The organism is Providencia sp. PROV261, from assembly GCF_028477945.1.
Lineage (GTDB): Bacteria > Pseudomonadota > Gammaproteobacteria > Enterobacterales > Enterobacteriaceae > Providencia > Providencia stuartii.
Map to the genome: position 1 here is coordinate 125,677 of NZ_JAMPMC010000003.1, position 20,457 is coordinate 146,133.

21 protein-coding genes, 1 pseudogene and 1 other annotated feature are annotated in these 20,457 nt (G+C 41.6%); of the genes and pseudogenes, 15 read left to right on the forward strand and 7 right to left on the reverse strand.

From position 1 onward, the window contains the following. Positions 1–2: 2 nt before the first annotated feature. Positions 3–335: a DUF1418 family protein gene (locus PR675_RS00995; RefSeq protein WP_004918040.1), complete on the reverse strand. Its 333-nt coding sequence runs from the start codon at positions 333–335 to the stop codon at positions 3–5. Between the two features lie 310 nt (positions 336–645). On the opposite strand from PR675_RS00995, the gene PR675_RS01000 reads away from it, so the two are divergent. Then, positions 646–909 carry a GrxA family glutaredoxin gene (locus PR675_RS01000; protein WP_004918038.1) on the forward strand — a complete coding sequence of 88 codons (264 nt, stop codon included), beginning with the start codon at positions 646–648 and terminating at the stop codon, positions 907–909. A 233-nt stretch (positions 910–1,142) separates the two neighbouring features. Here PR675_RS01000 and PR675_RS01005 read toward each other — a convergent pair whose 3' ends face one another. Beyond that, on the reverse strand, positions 1,143–1,562 hold the full coding sequence (locus PR675_RS01005; protein ID WP_004918036.1) for a secondary thiamine-phosphate synthase enzyme YjbQ: 420 nt from the start codon (positions 1,560–1,562) through the stop codon (positions 1,143–1,145). A gap of 182 nt (positions 1,563–1,744) precedes the next feature. Between PR675_RS01005 and ybjG the strand changes: the two genes are divergently transcribed. The 3 genes from ybjG to PR675_RS01020 all read left to right on the forward strand — a co-directional run bounded on the left by ybjG (position 1,745) and on the right by PR675_RS01020 (position 6,022). Then, positions 1,745–2,353, forward strand: a complete 609-nt coding sequence (gene ybjG, locus PR675_RS01010; RefSeq protein ID WP_004918034.1) for an undecaprenyl-diphosphate phosphatase — start codon at positions 1,745–1,747, stop codon at positions 2,351–2,353. Positions 2,354–3,211: 858 nt separating this feature from the next. After that, entirely contained in the window at positions 3,212–4,528 is a 1,317-nt protein-coding gene (locus PR675_RS01015) for a serine/threonine transporter (RefSeq protein WP_014657823.1), read from the forward strand. Positions 4,529–4,651: 123 nt separating this feature from the next. Beyond that, positions 4,652–6,022 carry an L-serine ammonia-lyase gene (locus PR675_RS01020; RefSeq protein WP_036943586.1) on the forward strand — a complete coding sequence of 457 codons (1,371 nt, stop codon included), beginning with the start codon at positions 4,652–4,654 and terminating at the stop codon, positions 6,020–6,022. A 249-nt stretch (positions 6,023–6,271) separates the two neighbouring features. Here the strand turns inward: PR675_RS01020 and PR675_RS01025 are convergent, their stop codons facing one another. From PR675_RS01025 to PR675_RS01035, 3 genes are all read right to left on the reverse strand, one after another. Then, on the reverse strand, positions 6,272–6,559 hold the full coding sequence (locus PR675_RS01025; RefSeq protein ID WP_004918029.1) for a hypothetical protein: 288 nt from the start codon (positions 6,557–6,559) through the stop codon (positions 6,272–6,274). Between the two features lie 55 nt (positions 6,560–6,614). Next, on the reverse strand, positions 6,615–6,998 hold the full coding sequence (locus tag PR675_RS01030) for a hypothetical protein (protein WP_004918027.1): 384 nt from the start codon (positions 6,996–6,998) through the stop codon (positions 6,615–6,617). 184 nt (positions 6,999–7,182) lie between these two features. Continuing rightward, positions 7,183–8,604 (reverse strand): hypothetical protein, encoded by a 1,422-nt coding sequence (locus tag PR675_RS01035; RefSeq protein ID WP_042116421.1) that lies wholly within the window; start codon positions 8,602–8,604, stop codon positions 7,183–7,185. 313 nt (positions 8,605–8,917) lie between these two features. Here PR675_RS01035 and PR675_RS01040 point away from each other — a divergent pair. Then, positions 8,918–9,100 (forward strand): annotated as a pseudogene (locus PR675_RS01040) (IS256 family transposase); the annotation flags it as partial. Between the two features lie 197 nt (positions 9,101–9,297). On the opposite strand, the gene PR675_RS01045 reads toward PR675_RS01040, so the two are convergent. Beyond that, complete coding sequence (locus PR675_RS01045; protein WP_004918021.1) at positions 9,298–10,503, reverse strand: serine hydrolase; 1,206 nt, start codon at positions 10,501–10,503, stop codon at positions 9,298–9,300. Between the two features lie 159 nt (positions 10,504–10,662). Between PR675_RS01045 and PR675_RS01050 the strand changes: the two genes are divergently transcribed. Further along, complete coding sequence (locus PR675_RS01050; protein WP_014657819.1) at positions 10,663–11,286, forward strand: glutathione S-transferase family protein; 624 nt, start codon at positions 10,663–10,665, stop codon at positions 11,284–11,286. On the opposite strand, the gene PR675_RS01055 is transcribed toward PR675_RS01050, so the two are convergent. Next, entirely contained in the window at positions 11,279–12,106 is an 828-nt protein-coding gene (locus PR675_RS01055) for an SDR family oxidoreductase (protein WP_060560688.1), read from the reverse strand. The genes PR675_RS01050 and PR675_RS01055 overlap by 8 nt on opposite strands. A 245-nt stretch (positions 12,107–12,351) precedes the next feature. After that, positions 12,352–12,480, forward strand: a sequence feature (His leader region). Positions 12,481–12,521: 41 nt separating this feature from the next. Between PR675_RS01055 and hisG the strand changes: the two genes are divergently transcribed. The 9 genes from hisG (at position 12,522) to PR675_RS01100 (ending at position 20,402) form a co-directional block, all read left to right on the forward strand. Then, positions 12,522–13,421: an ATP phosphoribosyltransferase gene (gene hisG, locus PR675_RS01060; protein WP_004918014.1), complete on the forward strand. Its 900-nt coding sequence runs from the start codon at positions 12,522–12,524 to the stop codon at positions 13,419–13,421. 5 nt (positions 13,422–13,426) lie between these two features. Beyond that, entirely contained in the window at positions 13,427–14,737 is a 1,311-nt protein-coding gene (gene hisD / locus PR675_RS01065; RefSeq protein ID WP_004918012.1) for a histidinol dehydrogenase, read from the forward strand. A 9-nt stretch (positions 14,738–14,746) separates the two neighbouring features. After that, positions 14,747–15,817 carry a histidinol-phosphate transaminase gene (hisC, locus tag PR675_RS01070; RefSeq protein WP_004918010.1) on the forward strand — a complete coding sequence of 357 codons (1,071 nt, stop codon included), beginning with the start codon at positions 14,747–14,749 and terminating at the stop codon, positions 15,815–15,817. Positions 15,818–15,838: 21 nt separating this feature from the next. Further along, entirely contained in the window at positions 15,839–16,906 is a 1,068-nt protein-coding gene (gene hisB / locus PR675_RS01075; protein WP_004918009.1) for a bifunctional histidinol-phosphatase/imidazoleglycerol-phosphate dehydratase HisB, read from the forward strand. Continuing rightward, positions 16,906–17,499 (forward strand): imidazole glycerol phosphate synthase subunit HisH, encoded by a 594-nt coding sequence (gene hisH, locus PR675_RS01080; protein WP_060560687.1) that lies wholly within the window; start codon positions 16,906–16,908, stop codon positions 17,497–17,499. Before hisB ends, hisH begins: the two co-directional genes overlap by 1 nt. Positions 17,500–17,504: 5 nt before the next feature. After that, the gene (gene hisA, locus PR675_RS01085; protein WP_004918006.1) at positions 17,505–18,242 is read left to right on the forward strand and encodes a 1-(5-phosphoribosyl)-5-[(5-phosphoribosylamino)methylideneamino]imidazole-4-carboxamide isomerase; all 738 of its coding nucleotides are present in this window, start codon (positions 17,505–17,507) and stop codon (positions 18,240–18,242) included. Beyond that, positions 18,224–19,000 carry an imidazole glycerol phosphate synthase subunit HisF gene (gene hisF, locus PR675_RS01090; RefSeq protein WP_004918004.1) on the forward strand — a complete coding sequence of 259 codons (777 nt, stop codon included), beginning with the start codon at positions 18,224–18,226 and terminating at the stop codon, positions 18,998–19,000. The genes hisA and hisF overlap by 19 nt, the downstream gene beginning before the upstream one ends. Then, positions 18,994–19,605 carry a bifunctional phosphoribosyl-AMP cyclohydrolase/phosphoribosyl-ATP diphosphatase HisIE gene (gene hisIE / locus PR675_RS01095; protein ID WP_004918003.1) on the forward strand — a complete coding sequence of 204 codons (612 nt, stop codon included), beginning with the start codon at positions 18,994–18,996 and terminating at the stop codon, positions 19,603–19,605. Before hisF ends, hisIE begins: the two co-directional genes overlap by 7 nt. A gap of 365 nt (positions 19,606–19,970) precedes the next feature. Beyond that, on the forward strand, positions 19,971–20,402 hold the full coding sequence (locus PR675_RS01100) for a YbaK/EbsC family protein (protein WP_223854886.1): 432 nt from the start codon (positions 19,971–19,973) through the stop codon (positions 20,400–20,402). Positions 20,403–20,457: the final 55 nt, after the last annotated feature.

The following is a 20,457-nucleotide window of genomic DNA, read 5'->3' on the forward strand; positions in this document are numbered from 1 at the left end:
GCTCACTCCCCCTTTTTCTCCTCTTTATCATCATCGTCATCTTGCTTTTTCTTTCTTCCCGGCCTAGATGAGTTTTGATTATCAATACCAAGAAAGCTTAATCCATGTATCGCTCGCCAAACAATATTGATAGTGGCTGGTATCAAGCAACCAATCCCAACCATAACAATCGCGACTAAAACATTTTTCTGCATCAATGGCTCAGGTAAGGTCAGATAGCCATTCATCGCAAGTAAGACAACAATAAGCAGTAAAATCCCTACTGCTTCTAAGATGAGAATCGGCTTAGGGAGATCGGATAGCGAACGCATTTCTCGCTGTGGTTTCTTATTCATCAAGTCCCCTTCTAGAACAATAACTATATACCCCCAACCGAATAAACAGCACTACAACGGGGTATTGTTTAGCGATGCAGTATACCCCATATACTAGCGGATTCTGCATCAGAGCTATACTAGCAAAAGGTAAAATCACCATTTATTTCTAGCTTATTGTCTGGCAAATCATTCACCTTATTATTCCCCTCAATAAGTGCACGGTGACAAAGACAAATCAATAAAGCTGCATCTTGAAGTATGACGAGTATGGAGGCATAGTATTGGGCATTGTGGATAAAAAAACTGTGTTAGTCTTATAGGAGATACTATGTACACTGTGATTTTTGGTCGCCCTGGCTGCCCATACTGTGTTCGTGCTAAAGAGTTAGCTGAAAAACTGAAAAATGACCGCGATGACTTTGACTACCGCTACGTCGATATTCAAGCAGAAGGCCTCACCAAAGAAGATCTATCTAAAACAGTCGGTAAAGAAGTGCTGACTGTGCCACAAATTTTTATCGATGAGAAACACATCGGCGGCTGCACTGATTTCGAAGCTTACGCAAAAGAGCACCTCGATCTCTATAAATAAGCAATAATCCCCATGGGCGGCTCAGTCTCTAATCCGAGTCGCTTCCTTTCTCAATTTGTGCTATTTCCTTCCCATTGCTAAAAAATAAAGCAAATTTTTTTTCTCTATGCGAACTTTCTTATTTAGGGGGGGTCTTAATTTATGCCACTGCTTTTCTTTGATGTCCCCATATTGAGGAGCCCGATAGCCAACTTACGTTTTATCGCTATCGGGTTTTTTATTGCTTAACCGTTCTATTCCCCTTGCAATGTCAGAACTATTTTGCGTTCCCCACCATAATTTCGATGTTCACATAGGTAAATTCCTTGCCATGTCCCCATGTTCAGACGTCCTCGACTCACAGGAATAACCAAACTCGCGCCTAAAATACTCGCTTTAAGATGGGCAGGCATATCATCACTTCCTTCATAGTTATGCTGATAATAAGGCTCATCTTCAGGAACAGCATGGTTAAAGAAGCTTTCAAAATCCTGTCTTACCGTATAGTCTGCATTTTCATTGATTGTCAGTGAAGCCGATGTATGTTGAATAAAGATATTCAGCAGCCCAACTTGGATCTGTTTCAACTCAGGAAGCTGTTGTAACAACTCATCGGTCACTAGATGAAACCCTCTGCTTTTTGCTGTTAATCTTATCTCTTTTTGAAACCACATAAGCTATTCCTTTATCGCACCTTAAATTTGTCTTATCGCTATTGAGTAAATCATCAACAAAACGTCAACTTATCGCTCTATTTAAGTAATATTAAGATAAAGGCACTTTACCTGCCATGTAAGAGACTTTACTCTCTCGCTTTATCGTCTTATTTATCACCCATTTTCTGAGGTATACACCCGTGCTGGAACAACTTAATCAAGATCTCTTTAATCTCATTAATGCGGCCCCAGCGTCTGCAAGTGGTACTATCGCACTTGCAACCGTTATCGCTAAACGCTTAATTCTCCTTTTCCCTCTGTTTACTGCGGCATGCTGGTTATGGGGTGCCAAACAGGATATGACCCGCCAAAGAGCATTCGTCTGCAAAACAGCATACGCCTTAGTGATCGGTCTGTTTATTTCATGGTTGATTGGCTTAGTTGCACCTCATGAACGCCCTTTTGTTATGGGAATAGGCACCAATTTCCTTGAGCACGAGCCAACCGCTTCTTTCCCTAGCAATCACGGTACTATCGTCTTTACCTTTGTTTTCGCATTTTTGTTCTGGCTAAGAACATGGGTTGGTTTATTGATGCTCGTTCCCGCTATTGCAATTGCATGGTCACGTATCTATTTAGGCGTCCACTGGCCTTTAGATATGATAGGGGCATTTATCTTGGGTCTTATCGCGTGTGGTTTAGCCCAAATTCTTTGGGGACTTATCGGCCATAAAATCCAAGCCCCGCTCACACATCTTTACCAAATCATATTTTCAGTTCTTATTCGCAAAGGCTGGGTACAACCCTAATTTTTTCATTAATCAGTACTGGCGTTATTTACGCCAGTACTTAAACAATTTAAATTTTGCGTTGAATCAATATTTAGTTTTATTTTTCCATTCTAAAAATGAATAAAAAAGCCTTTTCACCACCAGAATAAACAACATTTAATTAACAAATATTTTGTTACGCTTTTTAATTATTTTTTCCTTCGAAAAATAAGTATTCAACCGCTCTTTAAACCATCTTATTATTCATTAATGTCTTTAGAATAAAAAAACTAAAAAAATAATAATTAATCACTAAGTAAACAACTATAACAAAACAAAATAAACACATTAAAAACAACAAGTTAAATAACTCAAAAACAGTGTATAATTGGTTTTGATTCAATATTAATTTCTGGATTTAATTCATTTTCCTACTACTTCAATAAATCCATTCTATTCATTAATATAATAATATTCCTCCACACAAATATAAATTGACACATAACTACTCTCCATTGGTTATTCTCCGATATTAAAAGCTTCCCTCCCCTTATTAATCTTAAGGTAAATTTCTTAACAATTTTATAAAAATCGAAAAATAATCACGTTAAAGACATTTTTCTCTTTTGAGAGTATGATCACGGTGATTTATACTAAAAATAGGTACATTTGCACCATCAAAAGTGGTTTATCAAATCTACCTACAAAACTAACAAAACTGATTGAAAATAAATTTACTATCAGTTTTATATTTATTTCCAATCAGATTGTTAGGTAGAAACAAAACTGCACATTATATTTGGCGATAATTTGTTCGTACCAAAAGATTAAAACATCAGTGATGGCTTATGCCTTCACCGAGATGCCTATTTTTTGACTTTTATTTCGGAGACTATTATGGATACAACTCGAGTTGGTTCCATCGATAAAACAGCCTCGCAAATTGGAAATGCCCTTGCTTGGCGTAAAACAGATACTGTATGGATGCTTGGTTTATATGGTACAGCTATCGGTGCTGGAGTCTTGTTCCTACCTATTAATGCAGGAATGAGCGGCCTACTTCCCGTCCTGTTGATGTTAGTACTCGCTTTTCCAATGACCTTCTTCGCTCACCGTGGTTTAACACGCTTTGTTCTTTCAGGTTCAAAGCCTGAAGGTGATATCACTGAAGTGGTTGAAGAACATTTTGGACGTACTGCGGGTAACTGGATCACCCTGCTCTATTTCTTTGCAATTTATCCAATCCTCTTGGTGTATGGTGTTTCTATCACCAATAATGTGCACAAATTCCTGACAGAACTCATGGGCTTTACCGCACCACCACGTTGGTTGCTAGCGTTGGTTTTGGTGGGTGGCATCATGGCCATTGTGGCATTCGGTGAAAAATATATTGTTAAAGTGATGAGTATGCTGGTGTTCCCATTTATCGCCGTGCTACTCGCTTTCTCTTTATATATGATCCCCCATTGGAATGGTGCGGTACTTGATACCTTAACCATAGAGGGCATCACAGAAGCGGCAAAACACAGTGGTGGTCAGAGTATCTGGGTAACTATCTGGTTAACCATTCCTGTTATGGTGTTCGCATTCAACCATTCACCTATCATTTCAGCGTTCTCTGTAGCGAAGCGTGAAGAATATGGTGCACAGGCTGAACAAAAATGCTCACGTATCCTCGCATCTGCACACATCTTAATGGTATTCACTGTTATGTTCTTTGTGTTTAGCTGCGTGTTCACCCTGTCTTCGGCAGATTTGGCTCAAGCAAAAAAACTGAACATTAGTATCCTTGACTACTTATCTGGTTACTTTGATCAACCTTTCATCAAATTTGCTGCCGCAATTATCGCTTTCGTTGCTATAATTAAATCATTCCTCGGACACTATTTAGGTGCACGAGAAGGCTTTAATGGCCTCGTTGAGCGCGCTTATCGTGCGAAAGGCAAAACAATTGACGTTCGTAAATTGAATCGTGGTACAGCTATCTTCATGTTAGTCACCACTTGGTTAGTGGCAACATTAAACCCTGGCGTACTGGATATCATCGAAAGTCTAGGTGGCCCAATCATTGCTATCTTACTGTTCTTAATGCCTATGTATGCTATCAGTAAAGTTCCAGCAATGCGTAAGTACTCAGGTAAGTTAAGCAATGCATTTATCGTTATCATGGGTTTGATTGCTATCTCAGCCGCAACTTATAAGTTGTTCTTCTAAGTCAGCCTTTATCGGGAGGCGGGATCCACTCCGGCGGGTATGCCTCCCCTTCTCAAATAAGATGCCGGAAGATACGGCATCACATGCCTAAGAAATTAAGACTTTATATAGGAAGCGCTGAATATGATTAGCGTATTTGATATCTTCAAGATTGGTATTGGTCCATCTAGCTCCCACACCGTCGGCCCGATGAAAGCGGGTAAACAATTTGTTGAGGATTTAATCCAACAAAACCTTCTGACAGCCACCTCACGAATTGCGGTTGATGTCTATGGTTCTTTATCATTGACAGGGAAAGGACACGCAACTGATATCGCGATTATTATGGGTCTCGCTGGTAACTTACCTGATACTGTTGATATTGATGCCATACCCAACTTTATCCGTCACGTTGAGCAAAGTGGTAAATTGCTGTTGGCTCAAGGGCAGCATGAGGTTGACTTCCCCATTGAAGGCGGGATGAATTTCCATTCAACCAATTTACCTTTACATGAAAATGGCATGACCATTAGTGCATTTAATGCCGATAATAACGTGATCTACAAAAAGACCTACTACTCTATCGGTGGGGGTTTTATTGTCGATGAGGAGCATTTTGGTCAATCGACTGAACAATCAGTACAAGTTCCCTATCCCTATAAATATGCAGCAGATTTACAAAAGCATTGTAAAGAGACAGGCCTATCCCTTTCTGCTCTCGTGATGCAAAATGAGTTAGCCATACACAGTAAAGAAGAAATCCATCAATATTTAGCGGCTGTCTGGGATGTCATGAAGGCGGGTATTGAGCGTGGCGTCACCACCGAAGGGTTATTACCGGGGCCACTACGAGTACCTCGTCGTGCCGCAGCATTACGCCGTCAACTTGTGACTAGCGATAATACCAATATTGACCCAATGGCAGTAATTGACTGGATCAATATGTTCGCCTTAGCCGTCAACGAAGAGAATGCTGCGGGAGGCCGTGTTGTCACCGCGCCAACTAATGGCGCATGTGGCATTATCCCTGCCGTTTTAGCTTACTATGACAAATTTATTCGTCCTGTAAATGAGAACTCCTATACTCGCTATTTCTTAGTATCAGGTGTTATCGGCTCATTATACAAAATGAATGCCTCTATCTCTGGTGCAGAAGTTGGTTGCCAAGGTGAGGTCGGTGTCGCTTGTTCAATGGCAGCAGCAGGCCTTGCCGAGTTGATGGGAGGAAGTCCAGAACAAGTTTGTGTAGCAGCAGAAATCGCGATGGAGCATAACCTTGGCTTGACTTGTGACCCTGTTGGCGGACAAGTTCAAGTGCCTTGTATCGAACGTAATGCAATAGCCGCAGTAAAAGCGGTCAACGCGGCACGCATGGCATTACGCCGTGTGAGTGACCCGCGAGTTTGCTTAGATAAGGTTATCGAAACCATGTATGAAACGGGTAAAGATATTAATGCCAAATATCGTGAAACGTCACAAGGTGGTCTAGCAATTAAATTGGCGCATTGTGAATAATTACCCTGTTTTTAATCGACAGTAATGTCACTTTATATGCCTGCTTTTAATATGAGAAATCTTATCATAAAGCAGGCATAGTATGGATGAACAAAAACGTAACTATTTCCCCTTTAAATCCCCAATCGTTTTGACTTAACATACCCGTTCAACTTTGTCGTGTTGTGAGAGAAAAAAGTATAATTGTATCCTCATTACAATATTGAGGATATTCTTTAAAAAAAGAATAAAAATGCATAGTTCTAGGTATCATACATTATTTTCCCTTTTCACAAGAATTTCACCATATTCTTCCGCTTTTATCAAACAGCTAATACATATTTTCTCAGGAATAAAAGGAATATCAGGTAATGAACTTTGTGGGATTGAAGTCCCTAATATTTTCACAACATCAGGTAATTGTCCTTCCCCCCCACCACTTGAAGGTGCCCCAGTACCAAAATTAATCATTTTACTAGATGTAATTCCGCCAGCATCAATCTTAACAAAGTTCCCTGCTGCCTGTAAGGTTAATTCGCCCCCTGCATCAATAACCACTTTTACTCCCGCTTTTAGTTCCTTTCTTTTCTGTTTTTCTTATCCCGAGTTCAGGTTATTTACTTTTACATCCTGTTAAAACTTGACCGCTTCCGTCAGGAAGTCTGAATGAAAGTATCCCTAACCTTTTCATATAACCAATATGAACATCATCTTTATCATAGAACAGTTCATCACCCTCTTTCCCTTTTTTCTCTTCAAGCCTTGGAGTTACATAATCTCCAAGATTCATTCCCTTTACTGTAACTACTCTATTGTCAATCACAATGACGGCTTCTGACAAATTACTAGGGAATTCATATTCATTACCCGTTAGATCCGCAGCACGGTTTATATCCTGATCTATAATACAGACGTATTCTCCATCATACGTTACATCTTTCCCACCGCAGCCAGCCAATGAGACAGCAAAAATTCCTAACACCAACCCCTTTTTCATACATCACCATATTTTAGTTAAGTACGTAAATACTAGGATAGATGCAGGTTTCAGGCAATCATAACCACCCGCAAAGCGGGTGGTTTTATGTTTAAGACGTTAACGCGACTTAAACTGGCTAAAGTCATAAAAAAACAGGAGTCAGCAATATACTGACTCCTGTGTTTCGTTAATTTTATTATGATTACGCGATATCTGATTTAACCAGCATCGATACCGATTGTGCTCTTTGCTTCACCTCATTTACAATGCCGTTTGCAACGCCTTCGATTCTACTCCCCATTGAACTGATTGACTCTCTCAATGTACTTACAACCGTGTCCGCCTTACCATCTACATTAATATTTATCTCATTCTTCATCACCATAGATTGGCTATTGCTATCGCCTGCTTTAATAGTACCTGAGTTTATACCTAGGTTTTCAGCATTACCGCCCGTCACAGCAGGAGCCATTTGCTCTTTAATATCCCCCAATGGATCGGCAGTATTTGAAATTGTCACTGTGGTAGTTTTGCTGCTCGTCGTCACTATAGAATCCGATAGCTCTTCTTTACCTTCATTAGCCAGTGAAGCTATTTGCTCTAAAAGAACTTCCAGTTTTTTACCAAACTCCTGCTGTTTTTGGCTGTATTCTGTTTCCATTTTGGTGATTTTAATATTCAAACGAGAAATGGTTTCTTCTCTTTTTGAAATTAAGGATTGGTTATTTTCTAATTTGTCTTGTGTATCATTAAGTTCTTTTTTCAATGATGCAATCGCTTTATTGAGCTCTTCTTTATTAGCACAATCGTCATTTAATTGCTGCTCTAACTCAGCAATTTTAGATTCCTTATTATGGATATCCGACTGTAATGCTTCAATACGGTCATTTGCTTTAATTATTTTTTTATTGATATCAACAAGTCTCTCTTCAAGTTTATTTTTATCTTCGATAGCTTGTTTTATTTTTATTGCCATCGATTTTATCTCTTGATCTTTATCAGACAATTGAGATACCAAATTATCAATTTTCTCAAGGTCACTACTTATAACTTCATTTAATTTTTTAATTTCCTCATTTTTTTCTTTTAGTAATGTCTCATATCTATCTTTTTCCGATTGAGATAGCGCGCTACCATCAGCTTGCATATCACTGAAACTTTCTTTTATTTTGGCAAAATCGTCTTTCATCGCTTTAAGCTGCTTTTGATTTCCATCATAAGTTTCTACACAGTGCTGTAGTTCCCTGACGGCATCCCCCCCTTTTAAATAAGAGTATTTTGTATTAACCGAACCAAATTCGTTATTCGCTAAACCGCCTTTTAACGTATTTTTGTTTATACCATAATTACTGCTATGACCCCCACCGATATCACCATTGTTTTTACCATGATTAATGGCGGCTCCAGCTTCAATAATATCTTCATTATGGTTATTATTAATTGAGCTACCACCTTTAATTCTACCATTACCTAACCCACCATCGTGAGCTAAGCCACCTTCAATAATGCCTTTATTACGGCCATGATTAGTAGCATCTCCGCCTATTGTCGTGTTCTCACCCAATCCTTGTGTTGTTTGTTTTCTTTCTAGCTGTGCTTTTCTTTCTTCAATTGTCATAGCCATAAATATCATTCTCCGTATTAAATACACTAATTAAATCCATTTATAAATAAAATACTTCATATCGGTTTGGCAATTCCATTGAATAAATTACATTCATAAAAATAATTAAACACCAAACGATTAATATAATTATTGAATTAAAAATAAAATATTGCAATTGAAGTTTATCTGTAAAAAATAATTATAAATTAAGACTAACTCTATTTAAATATTCAAAATTACGATAAGTTAATAATCTTTCATTTGTAAAATAGCGTTTTTCAATCCAAGATTATACCTAAGTGCCTTAAGGCCCTCACATCCTCGTATTATATCGTTCACCCGCCATGCAATTCAGAAACGCAAACTCTTCCTGAACGATGATTCTGTACGTAGAGTGATTTATTTAGTGATTGAGTCGGCCTCTAAAAAATGGAGCATGCTGATCCAATACGGGAAACAAGCATTAAGTCATTTTATTATTGCGTTCGGTAACGGCCCAAACGGCCACATTTAATGAAAGGCGAATACATAGAATGAGTTACAGGGGAGTTGCTGGTGCTGTACTTACAACACCAGCACACCATTCAAAAATAATATGGTGACCGTTGCACACATCTAACAAAAAAGCCTCAGCAATCCAATCGTTAATTGTTCACCATCGGCTAATTGAGCTTTGCAACAGCGCCACCTCAGCGTGCTTTTAATCAGAATTTAACCAAAAATAGCATTCCACCAGCCACTGACCGTTTTTACGATATAGTCCCAAATACGCCCAAAGAAGCCCGCTTCTTCAACTGATTCTTTGACCACGAGTGGACGCTGTTCAACAATTTGATCGTTTAAGATAAAATTGACTGTTCCAACCGCTTGATTTTTAGCCAGTGGTGCTTCAATTGATGGATTCGTCAGCGTATAACTCACTTTCAAATTCTGTAACTGGCCTTTTGGTATCGTGATAGCAGTGTCTTTTTCAACGCCAAGTGCTACCTCTGATTTATCACCAAACCAAACGCGCTGTGTTTGCAATGTTTGATCGGCTTTGATTGGAGTCACCGTTTCAAAGAAACGGAACCCCCATGTCAGTAATTTTTCACTTTCCGAAAAACGTACTCGGTCACTCGGAGCACCAAGCACCACAGAAATCAGACGCATTGGGCCATCCGTCGCGGAAGCAACTAAATTATGCCCTGCCCCACTGGTATGACCCGTTTTCACACCATCAACATTGAGATTTTGGCTCCATAACAGACGGTTACGGTTAGGTTGACGGATTTTGTTAAAAGTAAACTCTTTTTCTTTATGTAAAGCGTACTCATCAGGCACATCACGGATCATCGCTTGGGCTAAAATTGCCATATCACGAGCAGTGCTGTATTGCCCTTCAGAATCTAGGCCATGCACTGTTTTAAAATGGGTATTTTTTAACCCTAACTGCTTCACATATTCATTCATCAAGCTGACGAACGAGTCTTGGCTACCAGCGACATAATCCGCGAGCGCGATACTGGCATCATTCCCTGACTGAATAACGACCCCTTTATTTAGATCCAATACCGAGACACGATCTTTAGGCTTTAAAAACATCAGTGATGAGCCTTTTAGGACGGGATTGCCCGTTGCCCACGCATCTACACCTACCGTGACCATATCCTGTGGCGTGATTTTACCCGCTTTAATTGCTTGACCGACCACATAGCTGGTCATCATTTTCGTCAAACTAGCAGGATCTAAACGCTCATCTGGATTACCTGACGCCAAAATTTTACCGCTGTCGTAGTCCATCAATACAAAAGCTTTTGCATCAACCTGTGGAGCAACCGGTGTTCCTGCCGCGTAAGCAAAATGACTTACCGCAACTAAAAGGCCTAATCCAGTTCCTAGGTATCGCGCCTTTAAGGTGAAAAATTTTTTGTTCATCGGTTACTCCTTTACAAATACTAAAACGGTTAATTCATTATTAATGTAGGGCTTTTTACACAATTAAGCTACACACAACAAATAAAGATTGTTCCCATAATACGATTTCATCTATCTTAATTAGGGTAAACAACGAAACATCAAATCATGGGGAAAACTATGTTAACTGTATGGGGTCGTAAAAACTCATCAAACGTCAAAAAAGTACTTTGGTGCCTTGAAGAATTGAACGTTGCTTATCATCAAAAAGATGTTGGCGGCCCTTTTGGGGGGCTTGATACACCTGAATATAAAAAAATGAATCCAAACAGCACCATTCCAACTTTACAGGATGATGACTTTACCCTGTGGGAATCAAATACCATTTTACGATACCTTACGGAAAAGTTTGATCATTCTCACTTATTGGTCCCACAAAACCTTCAAGAAAAGGCTGCTGCCGACAAATGGTTAGATTGGGGATGTGGAAGTTTGTTCGATAATATCAAACAGATGATGAATAAAATTGTCCGCGTTTCCCCTGACGAACGAGATCCAGAAACAGTACGTACCATTTATCACAATATTGAAAAGTTGCTCAAAATTGCCGATGAAGCCCTAGCGACTCAGCCCTATTTTAGCGGTCAACAATTTGGGATCGCTGATATCGCTATTGCTCCACTGTTTTACCCATGGCACGAAATCGTCACAGAACGCCCTGAATTCCCTCACTTAGAACGTTGGTACTCTCAGTTAACAACCCGTCCTGCTTTCCAAAAAATTGTGATGATCCCGCTTAAATAGTCATCGGCATCTGCATTGGGTTTGGGTATTGATACTCAAACCCAAGTTCTTGACAGATACGTTCACCTTTAACGATTTTCCCTGCGTTTTCTGCCGGTTCAGTGCAAAATTCAGGTGCCTCCAAATTTAATGATTGAGACGCTTGGCGGTAGAAATCCGCGCGTTGAGGATGTTGAGGAGCACATAAATTATAGATATGTCCTCCTTTGGGCTGACTGAGTAATAATAGGATGGCAGCAATCACATCATCCTGATGAACAAGATTAACAGGCTGTGTTGCTCCTTTTAGGGATTTTTTGCCCGCAAGGAAACGCCCTGCGTGACGATTTTCTCCTACCAACCCCGCTAGCCGTAAAATATCCACTGAAATGTTCGGCAGTGCATGAAGCCAGTTTTCAACCTCAATCAAGGCTTGCCCTGACGCGGTTTCTGCATGTCGCTGGCTATTTTCATCAATTTCACCAATCGCATTACCGTAAACAGAAGTCGATGAGGTAAAAATCACACGAGGAATTTGAAAGGTTATTGCCGTATCAACAAGCTGTTCGATGGCGTTGACATAAGCTGATACATTCACTTTTGAAGGCGGTAGTAAAATAATTAACGCCTGAGCCTCTTCCATTAATTGCTGTAAGTCATCACCATCACACACTAATTCGGGAGTGAGCTGCAAATGATAACAATCAATTCCTACAGCACGAGCGGCAGCGATACCATCCGTGGTCGTTTTTGTGCCAGAGACTTCAATCCCCTCAGCCAACAACGCTCTCGCAAGGGGTAACCCTAACCACCCTAATCCAACAATTGCGACCTTTTTCATCATTCCCCCCTACATACCGACAATAACTTAATTCTGCTTAGCTTATCGAAAAACCTTTTAACTTCCGAATATATTATTCAGGCGATTATTCACTATAAAACGGCACTATCCAATTATTATCGATTATTTTTAAAAAAAGAGTTGCATTCTAGTGATGAAATCGGATAGGTTGATGAGTAGTGAATGTTTAAGCAACTAACAATATTATTATCGGAAGCTATTATGACTCGTATTTCTCGCAACCATCATCATCACCATCATCCTGATTAGTCTTTCGGGCGATGTGTGCTGGAAGACGTTCAATAACTCTTCCGGTGGCTGAAATGCGAAATAGAGAAAACCCTCGGAAGAATATCTTCCGAGGGTTTTTTTATTATTAATCAAAAATATATTACAGAATAAGCAGGGTAAAATTATGTTGGATAAATCACGGTTAAGAATTGCTATTCAAAAATCAGGTCGTTTAAGTGAAGACTCACGAGAACTGCTTGCCCGCTGCGGAATTAAAATCAATTTACAACAACAGCGATTGATTGCTTATGCAGAAAATATGCCTATTGATTTACTTCGTGTACGCGATGACGATATCCCAGGGCTAGTTATGGATGGTGTCGTTGACCTTGGTATCATTGGTGAAAACGTCCTTGAAGAGGAGCTATTAAGCCGCCGTGCTCAAGGCGATAATCCCGCTTATAAGACACTGCGTCGCCTTGATTTTGGTGCTTGTCGCTTATCATTAGCCGCGCCTCTTGACTTTAACTACACAGGTGCAGAGTGCTTAAATGGCTCTCGTATTGCCACCTCTTACCCGAACTTATTAAAACGTTACTTCGATGAAAAAGGCATTCAATTTAAATCTTGTTTATTAAACGGCTCTGTCGAAGTCGCCCCTCGGGCAGGTCTTGCCGATGCTATCTGTGACCTTGTTTCAACAGGGGCAACATTAGAGGCCAACGGCCTAAAAGAAGTCGAAGTGATTTATCGTTCTAAAGCTTGTTTGATCCAACGAGACGGGGAAATTTCAGCAGACAAGCAACAACTGATTGATCGCATGATGACACGCATTCAAGGTGTTATCCAAGCCCGCGAATCCAAATACATTATGCTACACGCTCCAAGTGAGCGCTTAGAAGAGATTATCGCATTACTGCCGGGTGCAGAGCGCCCTACTTTGTTGCCTTTAGCGGGAGATAAAAACCGTGTTGCAATGCACATGGTCAGCAGTGAAACCCTGTTCTGGGAAACCATGGAAAAACTCAAGGCATTAGGCGCAAGCTCCATTTTGGTTCTACCGATTGAAAAAATGATGGAGTAATACCGATGGAAATGGGATTTAATCAACCGATTCGCTGGTCATCATGTCATGCTAATGAACAAAAAGCGCTACTGACACGCCCTGCCATCGCTGCGTCTACAAACATTAGCGCTGCTGTCACCCAGATCATTGAACAGGTCAAAGCCCGCGGTGATAGTGCATTAATCGAATTTAGCCAACGTTTTGATAAAACAGCTATTTCAACTATTCGTGTTTCACAAGATGCTGTTGAACAAGCCGCAACACGCCTTGATGACAACATCAAAATTGCGATGCAAACGGCCATCGGCAATATCCGTCGTTTTCATGAGGCTCAGAAACCGGCGGCTATTCAAGTTGAAACTCAACCTGGGGTTGTGTGCCAACAAATTACACGCCCGATCGATTCCGTGGGTCTCTATATTCCTGGAGGCTCGGCCCCCCTTCTCTCAACGGTAATGATGTTAGGCACACCCGCAAATATTGCAGGCTGCCGGCAAGTGATCCTTTGCTCACCGCCACCTATTGCAGATGAAATACTCTATGCCGCTAAATTGTGCGGTATTACCGATATTTTCCAAGTTGGGGGAGCACAAGCAATTGCCGCTATGGCATTTGGAACCGAAAGTATTCCCGCCGTTGATAAAATTTTTGGCCCGGGCAATGCCTACGTGACAGAGGCCAAACGCCAAGTCAGCCAAGATCACGAAGGGGCCGCAATTGATATGCCAGCGGGGCCATCAGAAGTGTTAGTCATTGCTGACAGCCAAGCCAACCCTGCTTTTACAGCGGCGGATCTATTATCGCAAGCAGAGCATGGCCCTGATTCACAAGTCATATTGTTAACCGACAGCCAAACATTTGCTCAACGTGTTATTGATGAAACGGAAAAACAGCTTGCAGAGCTATCGCGTGCTGATATTGCAAGAGCAGCATTGAGTGCCAGTCGTGTCATTATTGCTGACTCCATTGCACAGTGCGTTGAAATAAGTAACCGCTACGGTCCAGAACATTTAATTCTACAAACACGCAATGCCGACGAATTAGTCGAAGACATCACCAGTGCGGGATCGATTTTTGTTGGTGACTGGTCACCTGAATCCGCGGGAGATTATGCATCTGGAACTAACCACGTGTTGCCGACTTACGGTTATACATCAACCTATTCAAGTCTTGGCCTTGCTGATTTTATGAAACGTATGACAGTGCAAAAACTCTCGCCTCAAGGGCTTCTAGGGTTAGCGACTACCATTGAAACGTTAGCGCAAGCAGAAAGCCTAACGGCTCACAAAAATGCCGTGACCTTACGTGTCACTGAACTGAACAAACAAAAATAGGAGTGAGTGATGAGCGAAACCTTTAAAGCCGCTAGCCTTGCACGTAACAATGTCAAAGAGATGACACCCTATATGTCTGCTCGCCGTTTAGGCGGTCGTGGTGATGTTTGGTTAAATGCGAATGAATACCCAATTGCGCCAGAGTTTCAGTTTAATGAACGTAATTTAAACCGCTATCCTGAATGCCAGCCTACCGATGTGATCCTCAATTACGCGGCGTATGCAGGGGTTTCTCCTGAGCAAGTGTTAGTTTGCCGCGGCGCTGACGAGTCAATCGAGCTGCTGATCCGGGCCTTCTGTGAACCCGGTAAAGATGCGGTGATGTTTTGTCCACCTACCTATGGCATGTACAGTGTCAGCGCTGAAACTTTTGGTATCGAACAGAAGAAGATCCCTGCTCTGCCAGACTGGTCACTCAATGTGGATGCTATTCGTGAAAACTTGAGCAACACTAAGCTGATCTATATTTGCAGCCCTAATAATCCAACCGGCAATATTATTGATAACAAGGCACTGGTTGAAGTCCTTGAAATGGCGGCAGGTCGAGCGTTAGTGGTTGTTGATGAAGCTTATATTGAATTTTGCCCTCAATATAGCGTAGCCAGTTGGCTCAACAACTACCCTAACCTAGTCGTATTGAGAACTTTATCAAAAGCATTTGCACTAGCAGGCCTGCGTTGTGGCTTCACATTAGCCGCCCCCGATGTTATTGAAGTTTTGCTAAAAGTGATCGCTCCTTATCCGCTTTCTACCCCTGTGGCGATGATAGCGGCTCAAGCGCTGAATATGGAGGGGATAGCGACCATGAAACACCGTGTTACGACAATCACCAATAACCGCATTGCGCTTTCAGAAGCTTTACAGGCATTGCCTATCGTAGAAAAGGTTTACCCAAGCGAAACTAACTATATTTTAGTGCGCTTTACTGACGGCAATAAGGTGTTTAAAGCCCTGTGGGATCAAGGCATTATTTTACGTGATCAAAGTAAACAGCCAGGACTTGCCAACTGTTTACGTATCACTATCGGCACAGAAACCGAAAATGTACGTGTTATTGACGCTATTGAAGCCCTTTGCTAAACCTGAAAATAGGAAACATTCATGAGCCAAAAAATACTTTTTATTGACCGTGACGGAACATTAATCACTGAGCCACCTACTGATTTTCAGGTCGATAGCCTAAGCAAATTAGCATTTGAAAAAGCGGTGATCCCGAGCTTACTCGCGCTCCAAAAAGCCAACTACCGTTTAGTCATGGTCACTAACCAAGATGGCTTGGGAACGGATAGCTTTCCAACGGCTGACTTTGAGCCACCTCATAATTTAATGATGCAGGTTTTTGAATCTCAGGGTATCCAATTTGATGAAGTGCTGATCTGCCCTCACAAACCTGCGGATAACTGCAACTGCCGCAAGCCAAAGTTAGGCTTAGTCGAAAATTATCTTGTTGAAGGTAAATTAGACAAAGCAAACAGCTATGTGATTGGCGACCGTGAAACCGACATCCAATTAGCTGAAAATATGGGTATTCAAGGCCTACGTTATAGCCCTGAATCACTTGATTGGGTCGCTATCACTGATAAGTTAACCAAACGCGATCGTCATGCCTTGGTCGAACGAGTCACAAAAGAGACCCATATTCGCGTCGAAGTCTGGCTTGATCGCGAAGGCGGTAGCCAAATCAATACCGGCGTTGGCTTCTTTGATCACATGCTTGACCAAATCGCGACTCACGGTGGTTTCCGTTTAAATATCGACGTTAAAGGTGACCTATTTATAGACGACCATCACACCGTTGAGGATACAGGTTTAGCCCTTGGTGAGGCACTGCGTGTTGCGCTAGGTGACAAACGTGGTATTGCGCGTTTTGGCTTTGTGCTACCGATGGATGAGTGCCAAGCACGCTGTGCATTAGATATCTCTGGCCGCCCACACCTTGAATACAAAGCAGAATTTAAATACCAACGCGTTGGTGATTTGAGCACTGAAATGATCGAACACTTTTTCAGTTCACTCTCTTATGCGATGGGTTGTACGTTACACCTGAAAACTAAAGGGAAAAACGATCACCATAAAGCAGAGAGCCTATTTAAAGTGTTTGGTCGCACCTTACGCCAAGCGATCCGTGTTGAAGGGGATACTTTGCCTAGCTCGAAAGGGGTTCTCTAATGAATGTTGTGATCCTTGATACGGGGTGCGCTAATTTGTCATCGGTCGCTTACGCCGTTAAGCGTTTGGGTTACACCCCAAAAATTAGCCGTGATACTAAGACGATTTTACAGGCTGATAAAGTGTTTCTACCGGGAGTCGGCACAGCAAGTGCCGCCATGGAACAACTGAATGAGCGTGAACTCATTCCGTTAATTAAAACGCTGACTCAACCTGTTTTAGGCATCTGCTTAGGTATGCAATTAATGGGCAGTGTGAGTGAAGAAGGTAAAGAATTGATCCCATTACTGGGCCTCATTGATAGCCCGGTCAAAAAAATGGATGCGAACGGTTTGCCTGTTCCGCACAGTGGCTGGAACCAAGTTAAAGCATTAGCAGGCCACCCTTTATTCAAAGGGATCCGTGAGGATGCCTACTTCTATTTTGTGCATAGCTATTCGATGCCAATTTCAGGCAATACCCTAGCTCAAACCTTATATGGGAACCCATTTAGTAGTGCTGTCAATCAGGATAACTTTTACGGGGTTCAATTCCACCCTGAACGTTCGGGTGCCGCAGGCTCCCGTCTGATCCAAAACTTTTTGGAGATGTAATTGAGATGATCATTCCTGCTTTAGATTTAATTGATGGTAATGTTGTTCGCCTACACCAAGGAGACTATGCCAAGCAAACGGCATACGGTAATGATCCTCTCCCTCGCCTGCAACAATATGAGCAAGAAGGGGCGAAATTACTGCATTTAGTCGATTTAACGGGAGCCAAAGACCCACAAAAACGCCAAATTTCCCTACTCAAAAAATTATTAGCTGGCGTTTGTGTTCCTGTACAAGTTGGCGGTGGTATCCGCACTGAAGAAGACGTAAAAGCGCTGTTAGACGCGGGAGCGACGCGAGTGGTTATTGGCTCAACCGCGGTCAAGCAACCCGAATTAGTGAAAACTTGGTTTGAACGTTACGGCGGTGAAGCTATCGTGCTTGCTCTGGATGTTCGTATCAATCAACAAGGCGTTAAAGAAATTGCCATCAGTGGCTGGCAAGAGAATTCAAACCTTTCTCTGGAACAGGCCATTGAGATGTATCAGCCATACGGGCTAAAACACGTTTTATGTACCGATATTTCGAAAGATGGCACCTTGGCGGGTTCCAATGTCAACTTATATCGTGAAATCAGTCAAAAATACCCTGATATTGCTTTTCAAGCTTCAGGGGGTATTGGCTCTTTAGCTGATATCGCCGCTATTCCATCATCAGGAGCGGCAGGCGTGATTGTTGGTCGCGCCCTACTTGAAGGTAAATTCACTGTCGCGGAGGCAATCGCATGTTGGCAAAACGCATAATTCCTTGTCTGGATGTTCGTGATGGGCAAGTGGTTAAAGGTGTTCAATTCCGTAATCATGAAATTATTGGTGATATCGTGCCGCTCGCCCAGCGTTATGCCCAAGAAGGGGCAGATGAATTAGTTTTTTATGATATTACTGCATCATCTGACGGCCGTGTGGTCGATAAGAGTTGGGTTTCCAAAGTCGCCGAAGTCATTGATATCCCGTTTTGCGTGGCTGGTGGTATTAAAAGTGTCGAAGATGCAGCACAAATCCTGTCATTTGGCGCAGATAAAATTTCCATTAACTCACCTGCATTGTCTGATCCAACCTTAATTAGCCGTCTCGCTGAGCGCTTTGGTGTTCAATGTATTGTGGTTGGTATCGACACTTGGTTTGACCATGACAGCGGAGATTATCTGGTTTATCAATTTACTGGGGATGAAAAGCGCACCACACAAACCCGCTGGAAAACCTTAGATTGGGTTAAAGAGGTTCAACAACGCGGTGCTGGCGAAATCGTTCTAAACATGATGAACCAAGACGGTGTACGCCAAGGCTATGATCTGCTACAACTGAAAAAAGTCCGCGAAATCTGCCAAGTGCCTTTAATTGCCTCTGGTGGCGCGGGTGAAAAAGTACACTTCCTTGATGCTTTTTGCGATGCAAACGTTGATGGCGCACTTGCTGCTTCTGTGTTCCATAAGCAAATCATCAATATCGGTGAATTAAAGCAATACCTTGCAGAAAATGGAGTTCAAATTAGAGTATGTTAACCACAGAACAATGTCACCAACTTGCTTGGCAAAAAGTCGATGGGCTAATGCCTGTTGTTGTACAACACGCCACCTCTGGTGATGTACTAATGTTGGGTTATATGAACCCTGAAGCCTTACAAACCACCTTAGAGAGTGGCAAGGTCACTTTTTATTCAAGAACCAAACAGCGCCTATGGACCAAAGGGGAAACGTCTGGCCATTTTCTCAATTTGGTAGATATCTATCCAGACTGTGACAGCGATACCCTGCTCGCCTTAGTACAACCTATTGGACCAACTTGTCACAAGGGCACTGAAAGCTGTTTTGCTCCAGCCCAAAGTGATTGGGGCTTCTTATTTGAACTGGAAACCTTACTAAAATCACGTAAAACAGCAGATCCTGAAAGCTCTTACACCGCGCGTTTATATGCTAGTGGAACTAAACGTATCGCTCAAAAAGTGGGAGAAGAAGGGGTTGAGACCGCACTAGCTGCCACCGTGAATGATCGTGCTGAACTCACGAATGAAGCCGCAGATCTGATGTATCACTTGCTGGTACTCTTACAAGACCAAGATCTTGATTTAAGCACTATCATCAAACGACTGAAAGAGCGCCATCAATAATAATACGGTAGCCTGCTTAAGGTGGGCTACCCAATATAAAAAAGGTGAACTGATTATTGTTCGTCGACCTAAGCCCTCCTATTATCTTACCTATAAATGACTGTTTAGCTAATTGAGTCAATCAATTCAAGTGAAAGCCTATTTTAATAAAAATGCTATTTAGGCAATGATTTCGCTATTAACTTAAAAACACGCTCATTGCTTCTTTCAATTTTCAGATAATATCCATGGTATTTAGCTTGTTATCTAATTTTGCTACTATCTCAACTGTTTATTTTTATAAAAAAGGAACCGTCGTGTCAGAAAGCCCTATTTTTATTCAATTAACCCAGTTACTTGATAAACATAATGCCAGATACCGTGTGATGGAACACCCAACCGCAGGTAAATCTGAGGAAGTCGCTAAAGTACGAGGAACCCAATTAGGTCAAGGTGCAAAAGGTCTGGTATGCCATGTCAAAGGAAATGGGATCCGCCAACATGTTTTAGCTATTCTTCCTGCGGATAAACAGGCTGATTTAAGCAAAATAGCCCATGCCATTGGCGGAACGCGAGCCTCATTAGCGAGTCCAAAAGAAGTGGATGATTTAACCCAATGTGTATTTGGCGCCATTCCTCCTTTTAGCTTCCACCCCTCGCTAAAATTAATTGCTGATCCTTATTTATTTGCCCGTTTTGAAGAATTAGCCTTTAATGCTGGCACACTTGAACGCTCAGTTATCCTCAATACCGAAGACTATCGGCGTATTGCTAATCCCACGCTAGTTAGTTTTATTCGTGATAGTGAAACAACGTAAAATAACTTGATTTTAAGTAAAATAGGTCTCGCGCTTTTATGCGGCTGCTACACTT

Coding starts and splice junctions, on each gene's coding strand:
- PR675_RS00995 (WP_004918040.1), bottom strand. CDS start 335: ATGAATAAGAAACCACAGCGAGAAATGCGTTCGCTATCCGATCTCCCT.
- hisF (WP_004918004.1), top strand. CDS start 18,224: ATGTTGGCAAAACGCATAATTCCTTGTCTGGATGTTCGTGATGGGCAA.
- PR675_RS01100 (WP_223854886.1), top strand. CDS start 19,971: ATGGAACACCCAACCGCAGGTAAATCTGAGGAAGTCGCTAAAGTACGA.
- PR675_RS01055 (WP_060560688.1), bottom strand. CDS start 12,106: ATGAAAAAGGTCGCAATTGTTGGATTAGGGTGGTTAGGGTTACCCCTT.
- PR675_RS01000 (WP_004918038.1), top strand. CDS start 646: ATGTACACTGTGATTTTTGGTCGCCCTGGCTGCCCATACTGTGTTCGT.
- PR675_RS01030 (WP_004918027.1), bottom strand. CDS start 6,998: ATGAAAAAGGGGTTGGTGTTAGGAATTTTTGCTGTCTCATTGGCTGGC.
- PR675_RS01045 (WP_004918021.1), bottom strand. CDS start 10,503: ATGAACAAAAAATTTTTCACCTTAAAGGCGCGATACCTAGGAACTGGA.
- hisD (WP_004918012.1), top strand. CDS start 13,427: ATGGAAATGGGATTTAATCAACCGATTCGCTGGTCATCATGTCATGCT.
- hisIE (WP_004918003.1), top strand. CDS start 18,994: ATGTTAACCACAGAACAATGTCACCAACTTGCTTGGCAAAAAGTCGAT.
- PR675_RS01050 (WP_014657819.1), top strand. CDS start 10,663: ATGTTAACTGTATGGGGTCGTAAAAACTCATCAAACGTCAAAAAAGTA.
- hisB (WP_004918009.1), top strand. CDS start 15,839: ATGAGCCAAAAAATACTTTTTATTGACCGTGACGGAACATTAATCACT.
- hisC (WP_004918010.1), top strand. CDS start 14,747: ATGAGCGAAACCTTTAAAGCCGCTAGCCTTGCACGTAACAATGTCAAA.
- hisA (WP_004918006.1), top strand. CDS start 17,505: ATGATCATTCCTGCTTTAGATTTAATTGATGGTAATGTTGTTCGCCTA.
- PR675_RS01020 (WP_036943586.1), top strand. CDS start 4,652: ATGATTAGCGTATTTGATATCTTCAAGATTGGTATTGGTCCATCTAGC.
- PR675_RS01035 (WP_042116421.1), bottom strand. CDS start 8,604: ATGGCTATGACAATTGAAGAAAGAAAAGCACAGCTAGAAAGAAAACAA.
- hisG (WP_004918014.1), top strand. CDS start 12,522: ATGTTGGATAAATCACGGTTAAGAATTGCTATTCAAAAATCAGGTCGT.
- hisH (WP_060560687.1), top strand. CDS start 16,906: ATGAATGTTGTGATCCTTGATACGGGGTGCGCTAATTTGTCATCGGTC.
- PR675_RS01015 (WP_014657823.1), top strand. CDS start 3,212: ATGGATACAACTCGAGTTGGTTCCATCGATAAAACAGCCTCGCAAATT.
- PR675_RS01005 (WP_004918036.1), bottom strand. CDS start 1,562: ATGTGGTTTCAAAAAGAGATAAGATTAACAGCAAAAAGCAGAGGGTTT.